Consider the following 13750-nt stretch of genomic DNA (forward strand, 5'->3'; position numbering starts at 1 on the left):
CTTGCCGGGCCACCGCACAGGTGCTCGACTTGACCGATGCTCACCGAATACATCCGGTACCGGATTCCCGCCGGGCAGGGCGCGGAATTCGAGGACGCCTACCGGCGCGCGTCCGCGCACCTGGCCGCCGCTCCCGAGTGCCACGACTTCGAGATGACCCGCTGCGTGGACGAACCGCAGTGCTACGTCGTCCGGCTGACCTGGACCTCCGCCGACGCGCACCTGACCGGCTTCCGGAAGGGCCCGCACTTCCCGCCCTTCTTCGCCGAGGTCCGCGGTTTCGTCGACGCCATCGAGGAAATGCGCCACTACGAACCCGTCGACATCGGCAGTCCGCTGCCGAGCCTGTACGAGTGGGCGGGCGGCGCCGAGGCGTTCGAGAAGCTGTTCACCGCCTTCTACCGGAAAGTGCCTGCGGAAGACCTGCTCGCGCCGCTGTTCGCCGGCACGGACGCCGAGCACGCGCAGCACGTCGCGCAGTGGGTCGGCGAGGTGTTCGGCGGTCCGAAGGACTACAGCACGCGCCGCGGCGGTCACCGCCACATGGTGTCGAAGCACCTCGGCAAGGCGATCACCGAAGAGCAGCGCCGCCGCTGGGTCGACCTGCTGCTGGAGACCGCGGACGAGGTGGGCCTGCCGTCGGACCCGGAGTTCCGCTCGGCGTTCGTCGCCTACCTGGAGTGGGGCACCCGGCTGGCGGTGTTCTTCTCGCGTCCCGGCGCGCGCCCCGCCGTCGACGAGCCGATGCCGGTGTGGGGCTGGGGTTCCGTGCGCCCCTGGCAGGGCTAGGGCACGCCGGCCAGCCGCAGCAGCGCGGTGACCGCCGCGGCGGCGACGACCACCACCAGGAACGGCGCCTTCCGCCAGGCGAGCACGCCGCCGACGGCAACCCCGATCGGGCGGGCGAACCCGGCGAAACCGTGGCCCTCCGCGAGCGCGCTCGTCGCCACCACGGCGACCAGCAGGACCGTCGCCGAGACCGCCATCAGGTTCTGCACCCTGGGCGAGAGCTGGATCCTCGACTGCAGCAACGGCCCGGCGAACCGGAAAGCGAAAGTGCCCGCGGCGAGCACCGCGATCGCGATCAGCAGGGTCATCGCCGCACCACCAGGACCAGCACCCCGGCCAGCGCGAGCAGCACCGGCAGGCCCGCGGGCAGGAACGGGGTGGCCGCGAGCGCGACCACCGCGCCGGCCAGCGCCGCGTGCCGGGTGCCGCGGTCCTTCAGCGACGGCAGCACCAGCGCGAGCAACACGGCCGGGAAAGCGGCGTCCAGCCCGAACGCGTCGGTGTCGCCGATGACCGTGCCCGCGAAGGCGCCCGCGACCACGCCAAGGTTCCAGGCCACGAAGATGGCGATCCCGCAGGCCCAGTAGGCGGTGCGACGACGCGCGGCGTCCTCCTGTGCAAGCGCGAACGCCACGTTCTCGTCCGTCATCAGGTGGCTGCCCAGGATGCGCCCGCGGCGGCCGAGCACCTCGCTGACCGCCATGCCGAACGGCAGGTGCCTGCTGTTGACCAGCAGCCCGGCGACCGCGGCCGCGAACGGGCTGCCGCCCGCGGCCACCAGCCCGACGAACAGGAACTGGGCCGCGCCGGCGAACACCAGCAACGACATCACCACCGGCAGCCAGGCGCCGAAGCCGGACCCGGTGCTGATGGCGCCGTAGGAGACGCCGACGACCCCGTCGGCCAGCGCCACCAGGGCGACGTCACGCAGCAGGCGACGGTCGAGTGTTCGGTATATCGTACGCATCACCTTCCATACTGAACACCGACAAAGCGTTCGTCAAGGCGAACAACCGGACTTCTGGAGCGAACACGCATGGCTGAGCGCGGCGCACCACTGGACGTCATCGCGGCTTCCCTGCGACGGGAACGCGCCCGCACCGGGCTGTCCCTCAGCGAGGTCGCCAAGCGGGCGGGTATCGCCAAGTCGACGTTGTCCCAGCTGGAATCCGGTAGCGGCAACCCGAGCGTGGAAACGTTGTGGGCGCTCAGCGTGGTGCTGGACGTGCCCTTCGCGCGACTGGTCGAACCGGTGCGGCCGCAGGTGCAGGTCATCCGCGCCGACGAGGGGCCGACGTTCTACTCGGAGCGCTCGGACTACGTGGCAACGCTCGTGGCGTCCTGTCCACCGAACGCGCGCCGCGACATCTTCCGCATCGCCGCCGAGCCGGGCCCGCCGCGCCGCTCGGACCCGCACATGCCCGGAGTGGTGGAGCACGTCGTCCTCAGCGCGGGCCGCGCCCTGGTGGGCCTGACCGACGAGCCGGTGGAACTCGCCCCCGGCGACTACATCGCCTACCCGGGCGACGTGGAGCACATCTTCCAGGCCCTGGAGCCGGGCACCCGCGCGGTGCTGATCTCCGAGCACACCTAGGCGGCGCGGTAGCGGGTGGCGAGTTCGTCGAAGCGTTCGATGACGTTGCGGCCGCGGTAGTCGTGGGCGTTGAAGGTGGGTGGGCGTCCGCCGCGAGAACCGCGGCGTTTTGCCGCGCCCGATCTGGTCGGCGGGTTCGGGGATGATCGCGCGAATTCCGCGGCGGCGCAGGTGTTGGCGGATGGCGCGGGAGGAGTAGGCCTCGTCGCCGCGCACGAGGTCGGGTCGGGTGCGGGTCGGCCGTCGCCCAGCCGGGGGACCTGCAGGTGGGCCATGAGCGGTTCGAACATCGGCGAGTCTCCGGCCTGCCGGGCGGTGAGCCGGGTGACCAAGGCGCGGCCGTGGCCGTCGGCCAGCCGGTGGATCTTGGTGGTCGGGCGGCTCGATCCCGGGTTTCGTGTAGTTCGATCCAGCCCCCTGCGTGGCGGGTGATGGTGGTGGCGCGCTGGTGGGCGCGGGCGATCGTGGAATCCACCGAGATCGCCCAGTTGATCTTGCCCGGCCGCGTCCGCGGGTGGCCAGCGGCCGGGCCAGCACCGCATCCCAGACGCCCTGGGCGGCCAGGCGGCGGTGCCAGGTCCAGGTTGTTTGCCAGGCGCCCGAACACCGCAGGCACATTCCGCCACGCGATCCCGCACCGGTAGCGGTAAATGATTCCCTCCGCCATCGCCGGGCGTCGGAGAACGGCCGCCCCGGTTTACCGGTCCGCACCGGCAGCAAGTCCACCATTCCAGCAACCAGCCAGCACCTTTGCCAGACACGCCCTAGTTGACAAGTCGAATAGGTGAGTTGTCTACTAGCCCTGTGGTTCTCTCCCGCATCATCCTGGGCCTGCTCGCCATCGCGCCCATGACCGGTTACGACCTCAAACGCCACTTCGACTCGACCGTCGGGCACTTCTGGTCGGCCGACCGGGCGCAGATCTACCGGACGCTGGCCCGGCTCGTCGCCGATGGCCACGCCGAGGTCGAGAAGGTGCCCGGGGAACGGGCGCCGGACCGGCAGGAGCACCGCATCACCGCGGCGGGCCGGGCGGCTCTCGCCGAATGGCTCGCCGGCGAGCCGGAGCGCCACGTCGAGCGGGATCCGTTCCTGGCGCGCGTGTTCTTCGGCGACGGCCTCGACGACGACGGCCTCCGGTCGCTGCTCGCCCGGCGCCGGGAGGAGGTGCAGGCGCGGCTGGAGCGGTTCGAGGGCATGCGGTCCGAGGCCGCCGCGCCCGACCGCGCCGCCCGGCTCCGCCTGGCCACGCTGGACAACGGCCTCGCGCACCTGCGCGCCGAACTCGCCTGGCTGGACGAGGTCGAGGAGGAGTTCGCGTGACCGGCTTCCCCGAAGTGCACCACGCGCGGACGGCCGCGGCGCACCCGCCGCTGGTGATGCTGCACGGCGGCAACGCGGCGAACTGGATGTGGGAGCCGCAGGTGCCAGCCCTGACCGACCGGACCGTGCTCACGCCGGACCTGCCCGGTTTCGGCGAGCGGGTCCACGAGGACTGGCCGGGGCTGGACGCGGTGGCCGACGACGTGGTGCACCGGGTGCGCGCGTGCGGCGTGGACGGCCCCTTCGACCTGGTCGGGCTCTCGCTGGGCGCGGTGACGGCGGTGCGGGTGCTGGCCCGGCATCCCGGCCGCGTCCGCTCGACGTTCCTGACCGGGGCGCCGCTCGCGCGGCCCGGCGCCGCGGTGCGCCTGATCGCCCGGCTGCAACTGGTGTTCTGGCGGGCGCCGTGGTTCTGGCGGGCGCTGGCCACGAGCTTCGGGCTGCCTGCCGACGCCAAGGAACGCTATGTGGCGCACGGGTTGTCGGTGCGCCGCGAGACCGCGTCCGCGATGTTCGCCGACGTGTACGCGGGCGGCGTGCCGGTGGAACTCGGCCACTACACGGGACCGCTGCTGGCCGTCGCGGGCGAGAAGGAAGACCCGGTGGTGCGCCGCTCCTTGGCGACGCTGGCACGGATCGCGCCACAGGCCCAGGTCCGGCTCGCGCCCGGCATGCACCACGTCTGGAACGTCGAGGACCCCGTCCTGTTCAACGACGTCCTGCGGGCCTGGCTGGACGGCGCCACGGACCCGCGGCTCCTCCCGGCGCGTTAGAAGACGGCCACCGCGCCCGCGGCGTCCGGCGCGGCCAGGCCGTGGCGTTCCCGGACCAGCACCGCGGGCGTGACCCCGGCCAGGTCACGCGTCTCGCGCGTCAGGTGGGCCTGGTCGGCGTACCCGGCGGCCACCGCGGAGTCGGCCAGCGAAGACGGGCGCACGGCGTCCGCGCTGCGCAGGAAACGCTGGAACCGCACGATCCGCTGCAGCGCCTTGGGCCCGAGGCCGACCTGCTCGGTGAACAGCCTGCGCAACTGGCGGCCCGTCAGCGAAACCTCGTCCGCCACCGCGTCCAGCGGCGCGCCCCGCCAAATCCGGCTCACCGCGTGCCGCACCCGCGGATCACCCGGCCGGGGCCGCAGCTCCGACGGGAAAACACCGCGCCACACCGATTCCGCGACCGTGCGGGCGGCCGCGTCCGGCAGCACCGCGCTTAACGGCACCACCGCGTCCCGCACCTCGTCGCCCGGCAGGCCCAGCACCGCCGCGGTCGCCTCGGTGCGCAGCCGCAACCCGCGCAGCTCCGCGCCGGGCGGCAGCAGGTGCAGCGCGGGCGCCAGCGTGGGCCCCACCAGGTAGGCCGCGCCGGTCGACGCGACGATCACGTCCGCCGCCGCGTCCGGCACCACCCGCTGCACGAACTCGCCCGGCACCCGCTGCGCCCACCAGCAGCGCACGACACCGGAACCCACCCGTTCGCGGTAGGTGTCCGTTTCGTTCAAGCCCTCCCCGGGCTCGGCTGCCATGCTCCGAGTATGGAACAAAGCCTGCAGATCATCACGGTGTCCACCCGGGACCTCGACGCCGCGAGGGCGTTCTACGTGGACGGGCTCGGCTGGAAGCCCCTGCTGGACGTGCCCGGCGAGATCCTGTTCTTCCAGGTCGCCCACGGGGTCGCGCTCGGCCTGTTCGACGCCGTGAAGTTCGCCGAGGACCTGAACACCACCGACGTCACCGGCCCGGCCGGGCTGACCCTGTCCCACAACCTGCCCGGCCCGGACGCGGTGGACCGCTGCCTGGACGCCGCGGAGCGGGCCGGTGCGGAGATCCTGAAACCCGGCCAGCGGGCCGCGTTCGGCGGCTACCACGGCCACTTCCGCGACCCGATCGGCCTCATCTGGGAGATCGCGCACAACTCCGGCTGGGCCGTGGACCCCGACGGCACGGTGCGGATCGGTCTCATCGACGCCTAGACGAGCGATGCGTAACTCGGTTAGTGGTCGTGGGCGGTCAGGGAGCGGGTGGTGGGTTGGCCGGTGGCGCGGTGGTGCCGGATGGCGGCGGTGAGGGCTAGGAGGCGTTGGGCGATGCGGACGCCGAGGCCTTCGATGGTGCGTCCGCCGTGCTGTTCCAGGTTCAGTTGGCCTGTGAGGGTGTCGTTGACCGATTCGATGAGCTGGCGGATGGACTTGAGCAGCGGCTCACCGGGATGGGGCTTGCGGTTGCGGTAGGACGACCGGATCAGCCGGACGCCGCGCTGGGTGAGGTAGTGGTCGAGTTCGCGGGAGACGTAGCCCTTGTCGGCGATGATCAGCAGTCCGGGGCGTTCGGTAAGCAGGTGGGGTTCGTGGTCGCAGATCGCCATGAGTACCTGCCGCTCGTCGATCACAAACGGATCTTGAACACCCTTCGTCCGTCTCCAGACACCACCCGGACTTCCGCATTACTCGTCTAGAGCCCCGCCATCAGGTCGGTTTCGGTGATGCCCGGCCCCTGGCCCGCGCGGATGAACCACTCGGTGCCGAAGGCGTGGGTGAACGCGTCGTCGGGCATCGCCAGGAACAGGGACTGCTCGCTGATCTGGCTGGCGTGCGCGCGCATCGCCGCGCGCTTGGCCTCCAGCCACGGCCGCACGTCGACCGCGGCGGTGATCTCCGCGGCCGGCTTGCCCAGCTCGGCGAGGCCGTCGACACCGGGGATCGTGATGCCGGACTCGGCGGCCCGTGCGGCGTACTCCGCCAGCCCGGCCCGCATGTGGTCGGTGTTGACCGTGCTCTGGTACACCCGCGGCGTGCCGGCCAGCTCGGCGGCGCGCATCCCGACGCGGTGCACCTGGATGTGGTCCGGGTGGCCGTAGGTGCCGTGGTCGTCGTAGACGGTCAGCACGTCCGCCTGCTCCTCGCGCAGGATCGCCGCGAGCTTCGCCGCCGCCTCCTCCACCGGCGCCCGCCAGAACGAGCCGGGCAGGTCGTTCTCCGGCGTGCCCATCATCCCGGAATCGGTGTAGCCCAGGAACTCCAGCCGTTTCGCGCCGAGGATCTCGGCCGCCGCCCTGGTCTCCTCGACCCGGCGCTGCCACAGCGGCTCGTCGTCGGCGAGGAAGCCGGGCGGCACCTCGCCGTGCTCGCCGCGGGTCGCGACGACGAGCACCACCCGGTGCCCCTCCTCGAAGGCCTTGCGCATGATCCCGCCGCAGGCGATGCACTCGTCGTCGGGATGGGCGTGAAACGTCACCAAGGTCGCCACGAGCCGAGCCTACGGGCGCCGATCACATCGCGGCCACCCCGCCAAGCGCGCCCGGCGCATGTCGTCGACGATAGGCGCATGGACTTCGACGCCGACCTGCCCCAGCACCTGGAACGCCACCTGGCCGCGTTCCTCACCGAGGCGGGCGCGGCCGTCCGGGCCGCCCAGCCCGTGTTCGGCTCCGGCGTCGACACGCTCACCGGCTTCGTGCTCGGCGGCGGCAAGCGGCTGCGGCCGACGTTCGCGTGGTGGGCCTGGCGCGGCGCGGGCGGCGACCCGGACGGCCCCGACGCCGAGGGCGTGCTGCAGGCCGTCGCCAGCCTCGAACTGGTGCAGGCGTGCGCGTTGATCCACGACGACCTCATCGACTCCTCCGACTCGCGCCGCGGCCGCCCCACCGTGCACGTCTCCTACGCCCGCGAGCACCGGGCGAACGGCTGGCTCGGCGCCCCCGAGACGTTCGGCCTGGCCGCGTCCGTGCTGATCGGCGACCTGGCGCTGGCCTGGGCGGACGACATGTTCAACAGCGCCCCGCTGCCCGCCGCGACACTCGACGCCGCGCGACCGGCGTGGCGCGCGATGCGCACCGAGGTGCTCGCCGGCCAGTACCTGGACGTGCGCACGCAGGCCACCGGTGACACCTCGCCGGAGGCCGCGCTGCGGGTGTCGCGCCTCAAGACCGCCGCCTACACCGTGCAGCGCCCGCTGCACCTGGGCGCCGCGCTGGCCGGCGCGGACGAGCAGCGCATCGCGACGCTGCGCGAGTTCGGCGACGACCTCGGCGTGGCGTTCCAGCTGCGGGACGACCTGCTCGGCGTGTTCGGCGACCCGTCGGTCACCGGCAAGCCGGCGGGCGACGACCTGCGCGAGGGCAAGCGCACGCTGCTGGTCGCGCTGGGCCTGCAGCTGGCCGAGGACCCGGAGCAGCACAAGCTCATCGCCGACGCGATCGGCGCCGACCTCGCCGACGACGAGGTGGACACGGTGCGCCGGACGCTGACCGAGGTCGGCGCCGTGGACGCGGTCGAGCAGCGCATCACCGCGCTCACCGGCACCGCACTGGCCGCGCTGGAGCGCGCCCGCCTGGCCGAACCCGCGGCGACCCGGCTCGCCGAGCTGGCCGAGCTCGCCACCCAGCGCACCTTCTGAGTCGTACACAGTGGACTTCCACCTGGAGTGCGATCCAGGTGGAAGTCCATGCGGGGCAAGCACTTCCGCCGCCCTGCGCGGGTGTCCTGAGTGTGGCTAGGCTGGCGGTATGACCGACACCACCAGGCCGATCCGGATCGGGCTGCAGCTCCAGCCGCAGCACGCCGACTACCGGACCATCCGCGAAACCGCCTCCGCCGCCGAAGACCTCGGCGTCGACATCATCTTCAACTGGGACCACTTCTACCCGCTCTACGGCGACCCCGACGGCAAGCACTTCGAGTGCTGGACCATGCTCGGCGCCTGGGCGGAGTCGACGTCGCGGGTCGAGATCGGCGCGCTGGTCACCTGCAACAGCTACCGCAACCCCGAGCTGCTCGCCGACATGGCGCGCACGGTCGACCACATCAGCGACGGCCGCCTGATCCTCGGCATCGGCTCCGGCTGGTTCGAGAAGGACTACGACGAGTACGGCTACGAGTTCGGCACCGCGGGCGGCCGCCTGGACGACCTGGCCGAGGCGCTGCCGCGCATCGAGTCGCGGCTGGGCAAGCTCAACCCGGCGCCCACCCGCAAGATCCCGGTGCTGATCGGCGGCGGCGGCGAGAAGAAGACGCTGAAGCTGGTCGCGAAGCACGCCGACATCTGGCACGGCTTCGGTGACCCGGAGACCGTCGAGCGCAAGGTCGGGATCCTGAAGCAGCACTGCGCGGACGTCGGCCGCGACGCAGGCGAGATCGAGATCTCCACCGGCGTGCAGGGCGAGCCGGATGAGCTGGGCCCGAAGCTGCGGGGGCTGGGCGTGAGCCTGTTCACCGTCGGCGTCGGCGGCCCCGACTACGACCTGGGCCTGCTGAAGAAGTGGATCTCCTGGCGCGACGCGCAGAACGGCTGACACCTGCCGGGCGGAGGCGGGTGCGACTCCGCACCCGCCTCTTCGCTAGAACGCCATGGCCTGGGCGCGGCGCTTCACCTCCGTGCCGTGGTTGGTGCGCAGGGCGTTGATCGGGGTGCTGCCGGGCAGCGTCTCGTCCGCCTCGTAGAGCCAGCGCAGCATCTCCGTGCGGCTGAACCCGGCGTCGGCGAGCACCGTCAGCAGTCCGGTCAGCCCCTTCACCGGCTGACCGCCGACGAAGAAGTCCGCCGGGACCATCAGGTCGCCGTCGCGCCGCACGGCGAGCAGCTGACCGTCCCGCAGCAGCTGCCGGACCTTGTTCACCGAAAGGCCGATCTGCTCCGCCACTTGCGCCAGCGACAGCACGGCCACGTCGGCGTCGAGGATGTCATCAGCGACTGGGATCGCACTCACGCAAGACAGGGTGCCACATCAGGCCTGGTTGTCCGCAATGTCGCGCGAACGGCGTAACGAAAGCTCCACCACGGCAGTCCGGGGCGGCTCCACGGACTCCGGCAAAGTCCGTACGATCGGGCGCGTGACGAGCACGGAAACCAGCCTGGCCGGGACGCTACTGGAGCGGCGTTACCGGGTCGACGGCCTCCTCGCGCGGGGCGGCATGTCGGCCGTCTACCGGGGGTCGGACACGAGGCTGGACCGTCCGGTCGCCATCAAGGTCATGGACCCGCGCTTCGCCGACGACCGGTCGTTCGTCGAGCGCTTCGAGCGCGAGGCGCGGCTGGCCGCGAAGCTGCACCACCCGAACGTGGTCACGGTGCACGACCAGGGCGTCGACGTGGCAGGCGACCGCTCGCACGTGTTCCTCGTGATGGAGCTGGTCGACGGCGGCACGCTGCGCGACCTGCTGGACCAGCGGGGCAAGCTCGACGTGCCGCTGGCGCTGAGCGTGGCCGAGCAGATGCTCGCCGCGTTGTCGGCCGCGCACCAGGCCGGCCTGGTGCACCGCGACGTGAAGCCGGAGAACGTGCTGATCGGCGCCACCGGCCACCCGCCGACCGGGGTGGTGAAAGTCGCCGACTTCGGCCTCGTGCGTGCCGTCGCGAGCGCGGGCACGACCAGTTCGAGCATCATCCTGGGCACCGTGTCCTACCTGGCGCCCGAGCAGGTCACCACCGGCATGGCGGGCGAGCGCGGCGACGTCTACTCGGCGGGCATCGTGCTCTACGAGATGCTCACCGGCCAGGTGCCCTACACCGGCGACACCGCCATCTCGGTCGCCTACCGGCACGTGAACGACGACGTCCCGGCGCCCAGCACGGTCGAGCCCGGCCTGCCCGCGGTGCTGGACGACCTGGTGCTGCGCGCCACACGGCGCGACCCGGAAGCACGGCCCGCGGATGCCGCCGCGTTCCTGCAGGAGCTGCGCCGCGTGCGGGCGGCGCTGGGCATCGCGCCCGCGCCGATCCCGGTGCTGCCGCCGAAGGAGGTGCCCGCCGCGCCCGCCCCGCCCGTGGACCCGGAGAAGACCGTGCCCGCGTTCGCGCCGGTCGCGACCACGGACCCGATCGCGGGCCCGCGCGGCACCCGCGCGATGGTCCGCCCGCAGGCCGCGCCCGTGCCGCCGCCCCCGCCCGCGCCGCCGCGGGAGGACCTCAAGACGTTCGTGCAGCGCCGCCCGGTGGTGCTGTGGGCCGTCATCGCCACGCTCGTGGTGGCCCTGGTCGGCACCGGGGTGTGGTGGTTCAGCGTCGGCGAGGACGCCGCGGACTCGATCTCGATCCCGCCGGTGGCCGGCCTGGACCAGGCCACGGCGGAGAAGACGCTGCACGACGCCGGCCTGTCGGTGACCGTGACCCGCCAGTTCAGCGACACCGTCGCGGCCGGCAAGGCGATCGGCAGCGATCCGCAGGCCGGGACGTCGGTGCAGAAGAGCAGCTCGGTCACCCTGGTGCTGTCCTCGGGCCGCCCGACGGTGCCCGACATCAGCCCGGGCACGGAGCTGGCGCAGGCGGAGGCGGCCGTCAAGGCGGCCGGGCTCACGCCGCGGCGGGACGAGAGCATCGACACCTACAGCAGCACGGTGCCTGCCGGGAAGGTGCTCGTGGTCGACCCGAAGCCCGGCACGCAGCTCACCATCGGCTCGCCGGTGCGGATCGGCCTGTCGCAAGGCCCGCCGCCGTCGCCGGTGCCCAGCGTCGTCGGGTTGAGCCGGAATGAGGCCTTCCAGCGGTTGAGGGAGGCCGGATTCGAGCCCTACGATGCCGGCACCGAGTTCTCCGAGAACGTGCCGAGCGGCAGCGTCACCCGCACCACGCCGGCAGCAGGGACCACCATCGACGGCCATGGCGACAAGCGGGTCGGCGTGTTCACCTCCACCGCGGTCCAGGTCCCGTCCGTGCTCGGACGGCCGGTGCAGGACGCGATCCAGCTGCTCACCGACGCCGGGCTGCAGGCCGACGTGCAGGGCCGCACGCGGAACTTCTCCATCGTCGTCGGGCAGGATCCCGAGCCCGGCGAGCAGGTCGAACGCGGCAAGAAGGTGAAATTGCAAGTATTTCCTTGATCGACAAGGAGATCCGCGCGATTTTCACGTCCACAAAGGACCGATACCCCATTCGAGTGAGAATCGGGAGCCGTTAGCGCTGCGGAAACAAATGGACTACCGTTTCGTCACGTCCGTTTGCTCAAGTAGCAGGCAATCCCGTGTCACCGACCGTAGAGGGGTCGTCTATGGCTGGCCGTCAGCTCAGTGGGCTGGACGTGGCTTTCCTTTGCCTGGAAGGGGAATCCACCCCCATGCACATGGGGGCGGCGGTGATCTTCCAACCGGATGACCCCGTTGATCCGCACCGGCTGGCCGATCTGCTCGCGCGGCGCGCGAGACGGATCCCGCGCCTGCGCCAGCGGTTCCGTTCGTCGTTGTTCCCGCCGGGCGGAGCGACCTGGGTGGACGACCCGCAATTCGATCCGCGCCGGCACATCCACGTGCACCGGCTGGCCGGGTTCTACGCCGACGACCCGCTCGCCACGCACGCGGCCGAGTGGATGGAGCAGCCGCTGCCGATGGACCGGCCGCTGTGGGACCTGCACGTGGTGACCGGCCTGGCGGACGGCCGGTTCGCGCTGCTGCTCAAGCTGCACCACGCGTTCACCGACGGCGCCGGCGCGTTCGCGGTGGCCGCCGGGCTGCTGGACGAGCTGCCGATCACGCGCATGCTCATCGACGCGGCCGACCGGCCGGCCGATCCGCGTTCGCCGCTGGAGGCGCTGCGGGACGGGGTCGCGGAGGCGTTCAGCCAGGCCGGGGAGAACGCGGCGATCACGGCGGCGGTGCTGCGTGCCGCGCGGCCGTACCCGTTCTCCCCGTTGGGGGCGCCGGATTCGGCCAGCAGGCGGCTCGGGTTCGTCCGGTTGCCGCTCGCCGACATCCGCACCATCCGGGGCACGCACGGCGGCACGCCCAACGACGTGGTGCTGGCCGTCCTGGCTGGCGCGCTGCGGGAGTGGATGATCAACCGCGGTCAGCGCCCGGACGCCCGCACGTTGCGGGCCCTGATCCCGGTGAGCATGCGGGCGCGTGAGGGCGGCTGGGGCGCCAATCAGCTGTCCGGTTACCTGTGCGATCTGCCGGTGCACCTGGACGATCCGGTGCGGCGGTTGCGGGAGATCCGCTGGTCGATGAACCGGAACAAGGCGGCGGGGCCGCAGCGCGGGGCGGGTGCGCTGCCGGTGCTGGCCGACCGGTTGCCGCCGGGGCTGCACCGGCTGGCGACGAAGGTGGCCGGGAAGGCCGCGGGGGCGCTGTTCGACACGGTGATCACGAACGTGCCGTTGCCGAAGCTGGACCTGACCCTGGACGGCGCGCGGTTGTGCGAGATCTACCCGTTCGTGCCGCTGGCGCCGCGGCACGCGGTGAGCATCGCGGCGGCCACGTACGCCGACCACGTCCACATCGGACTGCAGATGAACGGCGACGCGGTGTCCGACACCGGTTCGCTGCGGGACGCCGTGCTGAAGTCCGCCGCTGCTCTGTACGAGCGGTCGATCTAAACATCCGGCGCGGCTTCAGTCATGATGAAGCCATGCCGGTCCCCGACGCGCAGTGGCTTCGCCGTGCCACGAAGAGTGCCATCGTCGTCCCCGTCCCCGAGACGGACCACCTGGTCACCCGGCACCGGCGGACCGTGCCGGCGCACGTGACCGTGCTGTACCCGTTCGTGGCGCCGCGGGACATCGACGCCGGGACGGTGGCCGATCTGGAGGCCGCGCTGGTCGGCATCGAAGCGTTCGAGTGCGAGTTTTCGCAGGTGGGGTGGTTCGGCTCGGAGGTGGTGTGGCTGGCGCCGGAGCCGGACGAGCACTTCCGGGCGCTGACGCAGGCGGTGTGCGAACGCTTCCCGGCGCACCCACCCTACGGCGGCGAGCACCCGGACACGGTCCCCCACCTGACCGTGGTGGACCACCGAACGGGCGACGCCCACACCCGGCGACGCGCGGCGGCAGAACTGGCCGCGGCGCTCCCGGTGCGGGCGTGGATCGACCGCGTGCACCTGGTAGCGGGCGAGGACGAACACGGCCCGTGGCGCACGGTGGCGGCCTTCGAGCTGCCGGCGCCGCTACAGCGCCCCAGGGAAGCCGCCGAAGACTACTTCGCTAGCTAGCAGCCAACCACCCAACCGCCACCCGGCAACGCATCGCAACCAACCCCCGAGCCAGCCCCCTCCCGCAACCCGATCCCCAGCCAAATCGGTTGCCGAGCCACCGGGTCAAGGCACGCTTTCCCGCCTTGACGCGGTG

16 protein-coding genes are annotated in these 13750 nt (G+C 72.1%); 10 read left to right on the plus strand and 6 right to left on the minus strand.

What is annotated here, in order from left to right:
- Window positions 1-36 precede the first annotated feature (36 nt).
- Window positions 37-789 carry an antibiotic biosynthesis monooxygenase gene (locus ABZ193_RS24210; RefSeq protein WP_354711546.1) on the plus strand — a complete coding sequence of 251 codons (753 nt, stop codon included), beginning with the start codon at window positions 37-39 and terminating at the stop codon, window positions 787-789.
- Here ABZ193_RS24210 and ABZ193_RS24215 read toward each other — a convergent pair.
- Together ABZ193_RS24215 and ABZ193_RS24220 are read right to left on the minus strand one after the other, a co-directional pair.
- Window positions 786-1097, minus strand: coding sequence for an AzlD domain-containing protein (locus ABZ193_RS24215; protein ID WP_237337207.1), 312 nt, complete (start codon window positions 1095-1097; stop codon window positions 786-788). The genes ABZ193_RS24210 and ABZ193_RS24215 overlap by 4 nt on opposite strands.
- Window positions 1094-1756, minus strand: a complete 663-nt coding sequence (locus tag ABZ193_RS24220) for an AzlC family ABC transporter permease (protein WP_027936111.1) — start codon at window positions 1754-1756, stop codon at window positions 1094-1096. Before ABZ193_RS24220 ends, ABZ193_RS24215 begins: the two co-directional genes overlap by 4 nt.
- Before the next feature lie 69 nt (window positions 1757-1825).
- Here ABZ193_RS24220 and ABZ193_RS24225 point away from each other — a divergent pair, with 69 nt between their 5' ends.
- From ABZ193_RS24225 to ABZ193_RS24235, 3 genes are all read left to right on the plus strand, one after another.
- The gene (locus tag ABZ193_RS24225) at window positions 1826-2383 is read left to right on the plus strand and encodes an XRE family transcriptional regulator (protein ID WP_020419651.1); all 558 of its coding nucleotides are present in this window, start codon (window positions 1826-1828) and stop codon (window positions 2381-2383) included.
- Window positions 2384-3187: 804 nt separating this feature from the next.
- Complete coding sequence (locus ABZ193_RS24230; RefSeq protein WP_354711548.1) at window positions 3188-3706, plus strand: PadR family transcriptional regulator; 519 nt, start codon at window positions 3188-3190, stop codon at window positions 3704-3706.
- Window positions 3703-4479: an alpha/beta hydrolase gene (locus tag ABZ193_RS24235; protein WP_354711549.1), complete on the plus strand. Its 777-nt coding sequence runs from the start codon at window positions 3703-3705 to the stop codon at window positions 4477-4479. The genes ABZ193_RS24230 and ABZ193_RS24235 overlap by 4 nt, the downstream gene beginning before the upstream one ends.
- Here the strand turns inward: ABZ193_RS24235 and ABZ193_RS24240 are convergent.
- Window positions 4476-5228 (minus strand): helix-turn-helix domain-containing protein, encoded by a 753-nt coding sequence (locus tag ABZ193_RS24240; protein WP_354711551.1) that lies wholly within the window; start codon window positions 5226-5228, stop codon window positions 4476-4478. The two genes, ABZ193_RS24235 and ABZ193_RS24240, sit on opposite strands and share 4 nt — an antisense overlap.
- A gap of 9 nt (window positions 5229-5237) precedes the next feature.
- Between ABZ193_RS24240 and ABZ193_RS24245 the strand changes: the two genes are divergently transcribed.
- Entirely contained in the window at window positions 5238-5675 is a 438-nt protein-coding gene (locus ABZ193_RS24245) for a VOC family protein (protein ID WP_354711553.1), read from the plus strand.
- Between the two features lie 20 nt (window positions 5676-5695).
- Here ABZ193_RS24245 and ABZ193_RS24250 read toward each other — a convergent pair whose 3' ends face one another.
- Together ABZ193_RS24250 and ABZ193_RS24255 are read right to left on the minus strand one after the other, a co-directional pair.
- Window positions 5696-6091 (minus strand): transposase, encoded by a 396-nt coding sequence (locus ABZ193_RS24250; RefSeq protein ID WP_354711554.1) that lies wholly within the window; start codon window positions 6089-6091, stop codon window positions 5696-5698.
- Between the two features lie 62 nt (window positions 6092-6153).
- Window positions 6154-6948 carry a PIG-L family deacetylase gene (locus ABZ193_RS24255; protein ID WP_354711555.1) on the minus strand — a complete coding sequence of 265 codons (795 nt, stop codon included), beginning with the start codon at window positions 6946-6948 and terminating at the stop codon, window positions 6154-6156.
- Between the two features lie 78 nt (window positions 6949-7026).
- Here ABZ193_RS24255 and ABZ193_RS24260 point away from each other — a divergent pair, with 78 nt between their 5' ends.
- Together ABZ193_RS24260 and ABZ193_RS24265 are read left to right on the plus strand one after the other, a co-directional pair.
- Complete coding sequence (locus tag ABZ193_RS24260) at window positions 7027-8097, plus strand: polyprenyl synthetase family protein (protein WP_237340195.1); 1071 nt, start codon at window positions 7027-7029, stop codon at window positions 8095-8097.
- A gap of 109 nt (window positions 8098-8206) precedes the next feature.
- The gene (locus tag ABZ193_RS24265; protein ID WP_017983984.1) at window positions 8207-8992 is read left to right on the plus strand and encodes an LLM class F420-dependent oxidoreductase; all 786 of its coding nucleotides are present in this window, start codon (window positions 8207-8209) and stop codon (window positions 8990-8992) included.
- A gap of 45 nt (window positions 8993-9037) precedes the next feature.
- On the opposite strand, the gene ABZ193_RS24270 is transcribed toward ABZ193_RS24265, so the two are convergent.
- Window positions 9038-9406: an Rv2175c family DNA-binding protein gene (locus tag ABZ193_RS24270; RefSeq protein ID WP_017983985.1), complete on the minus strand. Its 369-nt coding sequence runs from the start codon at window positions 9404-9406 to the stop codon at window positions 9038-9040.
- Between the two features lie 124 nt (window positions 9407-9530).
- Here ABZ193_RS24270 and pknB point away from each other — a divergent pair, with 124 nt between their 5' ends.
- The 3 genes from pknB (at window position 9531) to ABZ193_RS24285 (ending at window position 13614) form a co-directional block, all read left to right on the plus strand.
- Window positions 9531-11516 carry a Stk1 family PASTA domain-containing Ser/Thr kinase gene (gene pknB, locus ABZ193_RS24275; protein ID WP_354711557.1) on the plus strand — a complete coding sequence of 662 codons (1986 nt, stop codon included), beginning with the start codon at window positions 9531-9533 and terminating at the stop codon, window positions 11514-11516.
- A 167-nt stretch (window positions 11517-11683) separates the two neighbouring features.
- Window positions 11684-13003 carry a wax ester/triacylglycerol synthase family O-acyltransferase gene (locus ABZ193_RS24280; RefSeq protein WP_354711559.1) on the plus strand — a complete coding sequence of 440 codons (1320 nt, stop codon included), beginning with the start codon at window positions 11684-11686 and terminating at the stop codon, window positions 13001-13003.
- A gap of 32 nt (window positions 13004-13035) precedes the next feature.
- Window positions 13036-13614 carry a 2'-5' RNA ligase family protein gene (locus ABZ193_RS24285; protein ID WP_020419661.1) on the plus strand — a complete coding sequence of 193 codons (579 nt, stop codon included), beginning with the start codon at window positions 13036-13038 and terminating at the stop codon, window positions 13612-13614.
- Window positions 13615-13750: the final 136 nt, after the last annotated feature.

The sequence above is a fragment of the Amycolatopsis sp. NPDC006125 genome (assembly GCF_040614195.1).
GTDB classification, from domain to species: domain Bacteria; phylum Actinomycetota; class Actinomycetes; order Mycobacteriales; family Pseudonocardiaceae; genus Amycolatopsis_E; species Amycolatopsis_E tucumanensis.

What these genes read in the sequence shown, in the direction of transcription:
- ABZ193_RS24210 (WP_354711546.1), top strand. Translation starts at nt 37, where the DNA reads ATGCTCACCGAATACATCCGGTACCGGATTCCCGCCGGGCAGGGCGCG.
- ABZ193_RS24215 (WP_237337207.1), bottom strand. Translation starts at nt 1,097, where the DNA reads ATGACCCTGCTGATCGCGATCGCGGTGCTCGCCGCGGGCACTTTCGCT.
- ABZ193_RS24220 (WP_027936111.1), bottom strand. Translation starts at nt 1,756, where the DNA reads ATGCGTACGATATACCGAACACTCGACCGTCGCCTGCTGCGTGACGTC.
- ABZ193_RS24225 (WP_020419651.1), top strand. Translation starts at nt 1,826, where the DNA reads ATGGCTGAGCGCGGCGCACCACTGGACGTCATCGCGGCTTCCCTGCGA.
- ABZ193_RS24240 (WP_354711551.1), bottom strand. Translation starts at nt 5,228, where the DNA reads ATGGCAGCCGAGCCCGGGGAGGGCTTGAACGAAACGGACACCTACCGC.
- ABZ193_RS24245 (WP_354711553.1), top strand. Translation starts at nt 5,238, where the DNA reads ATGGAACAAAGCCTGCAGATCATCACGGTGTCCACCCGGGACCTCGAC.
- ABZ193_RS24260 (WP_237340195.1), top strand. Translation starts at nt 7,027, where the DNA reads ATGGACTTCGACGCCGACCTGCCCCAGCACCTGGAACGCCACCTGGCC.
- ABZ193_RS24265 (WP_017983984.1), top strand. Translation starts at nt 8,207, where the DNA reads ATGACCGACACCACCAGGCCGATCCGGATCGGGCTGCAGCTCCAGCCG.
- ABZ193_RS24280 (WP_354711559.1), top strand. Translation starts at nt 11,684, where the DNA reads ATGGCTGGCCGTCAGCTCAGTGGGCTGGACGTGGCTTTCCTTTGCCTG.
- ABZ193_RS24285 (WP_020419661.1), top strand. Translation starts at nt 13,036, where the DNA reads ATGCCGGTCCCCGACGCGCAGTGGCTTCGCCGTGCCACGAAGAGTGCC.